Raw genomic sequence first — 2,034 nt, forward strand, 5'->3', positions numbered from 1 at the left:
TTCCGGAATTCCGGAACTTTTGTTTTTTATAATTCTCTGCTATTCGTCCACTTCCATATCGTCCATTATCCGGTCTATTTTTTTCAGAGCCTTTTCAGTAACGTTATTGAAATCTTCCCGTTTTTTCAGTTCATCTTTTACTTCAAAATAAAATTTAATTTTTGGTTCGGTTCCTGAGGGCCGAACCGAAATTTTGGAACCGTCTTCAGTAAAGAACTGGAGAACATTGGAGGTGGTCGGCTTATCGGTTATTTCGGTAACTTCGCCGGTGATAAGATTCCTTGATTTCAGTGTCAGATAATCTTTCACCAATGATACTTTGGCGCCGCCAAGGCGGGTTGGAGGTGTCTCTCTGAATTTTTTCATTATAGATTCAATCTCTTCAGCTCCACTCTTTCCTTCACGTACAATATATTTCATCTTTTCCTGTGAAAAACCATACGTAATGTAAATGTCAAGGAGCAATTCAAAGAGCGATTTTCCCTGGTCTTTTGCCAGAGCAGCAATTTCACTCATCATAACCACTGCACCCACTGCATCTTTATCGCGGACATAATCACCAGGGAGGAATCCGTAGCTTTCTTCACCGCCGCAAATATACTTTTTCCGGCCTTCCAGTTCTCTTATTATTGCGGCAATCCATTTGAACCCCGTGTATGTATCATAACATTCCACTCCTGCGGCATCGGCAATGGTTTTTATAAGCTCGGAGGTGACAATGGTTTTTACCGTGTATTCTTTTCCTGTCAACAAGCCTTTTTCTTTCCATTGGTTCAGCATGTACCAGGTGAGTAAAATGGCGGTCTGGTTGCCATTGACCAGGACAAACCTGCCGGTTTCATTTCTGAATGCAACGCCCAACCGGTCTCCGTCGGGGTCGGTAGCAACCACAAGGTCGGCACCGGTTTCTTCGGCCCTGGCAATTGCCATTTCCATGGCGGCAGGTTCTTCGGGATTGGGCGAAACAACAGTAGGGAAGTCGCCACTTACAACATCTTGTTCCGGGACATGAATGATGTTCTCAAAGCCTATCCTTTTCAAGGCTTGGGGGAGAATTTTGACTGTAGTGCCGTGGATGGGGCTGAAAACTATTTTCATATCTTTCTGACGCCGGATAACATCGGGATTGAAAGAGAGTGAAGCGACCTGCTGAATAAATTTTTCGTCCATGGCGGCCCCGATAATTTCAATTAAATCGGGGTTACCTTCAAATTTAATATCTTCAACATTCGTAATTTTCCGAACTTCGTTGATGATGTTTTTATCATGTGGCCCTATAATTTGAGCGCCGTCTTCCCAATAAGCCTTGTATCCGTTATATTCTTTAGGGTTGTGTGATGCGGTTAAGATAACACCACTCTGACACTTTAATTCGCGGATGGCATACGAAATTTCAGGGGTGGGCCGCAGATCATCAAAAAGGAAGGCTTTAATGCCGTTGGCCGAGAAAATATCGGCTACCGTTTCGGCAAAGAAACGACTGTTGTTACGGCAGTCGTGACCAATTACCACTTTAATTTCCTGAAGTCCGGCAAATTCTTTTTTCAGATAATTGGCCAGTCCCTGAGTAGCTGATCCAACCGTGTATTTATTCATACGATTGCTTCCTGTCCCCATGATGCCTCTCAAGCCCCCGGTTCCAAATTCCAGGTCTTTATAAAATGCATCAATTAATTCGGAAGGGTCATCGCTCTCAAGCATTTCCTTCACCTTGGCCTTGGTTTCCTCGTCATATTTACCCTTAAGCCATTGTTCGGCTCTTTGTTTTACCAGGTCTGGTATATTTTTTCTTGTCATATCTTATATTTTTAATTGTTTTTTTGGACAAAACTGAATTGTGACCATCTCTGTTATGCTCAGTGCATAATTTTGAGCCCGGTCTAAAAAGCATCTTAGAGTGCAGTATAAAAAGCCTTCAAACTGCTGATTTTTAACATTTTTACCCCTGACCCCTAAAGGGGAACTGCTAAAAATCAGCAGTTTGAAAAAGTCCCCTTTAGGGGATTTAGGGGTCAAAAGGCTTTTTAGACTGCC

The 2,034-nt window shown here is 42.9% G+C and carries 2 protein-coding genes; both read right to left on the reverse strand.

Annotation, left to right across the window (positions count from 1 at the left end; all coding sequences use genetic code 11):
• Window positions 1-39: 39 nt before the first annotated feature.
• Window positions 40-1,797, reverse strand: a complete 1,758-nt coding sequence (locus tag ATH1_RS0117590; protein WP_010420977.1) for a phospho-sugar mutase — start codon at window positions 1,795-1,797, stop codon at window positions 40-42.
• 3 nt (window positions 1,798-1,800) lie between these two features.
• A partial coding sequence (locus tag ATH1_RS22030) for a hypothetical protein (RefSeq protein WP_010424954.1) occupies window positions 1,801-2,034 on the reverse strand: 234 nt, incomplete at its 5' end.

The sequence above is a fragment of the Anaerophaga thermohalophila DSM 12881 genome, from assembly GCF_000191885.1.
In the GTDB taxonomy this organism is placed as follows: Bacteria; Bacteroidota; Bacteroidia; order Bacteroidales; family Marinilabiliaceae; genus Anaerophaga; species Anaerophaga thermohalophila.

Coding starts and splice junctions, on each gene's coding strand:
- ATH1_RS0117590 (WP_010420977.1), bottom strand. CDS start 1,797: ATGACAAGAAAAAATATACCAGACCTGGTAAAACAAAGAGCCGAACAA.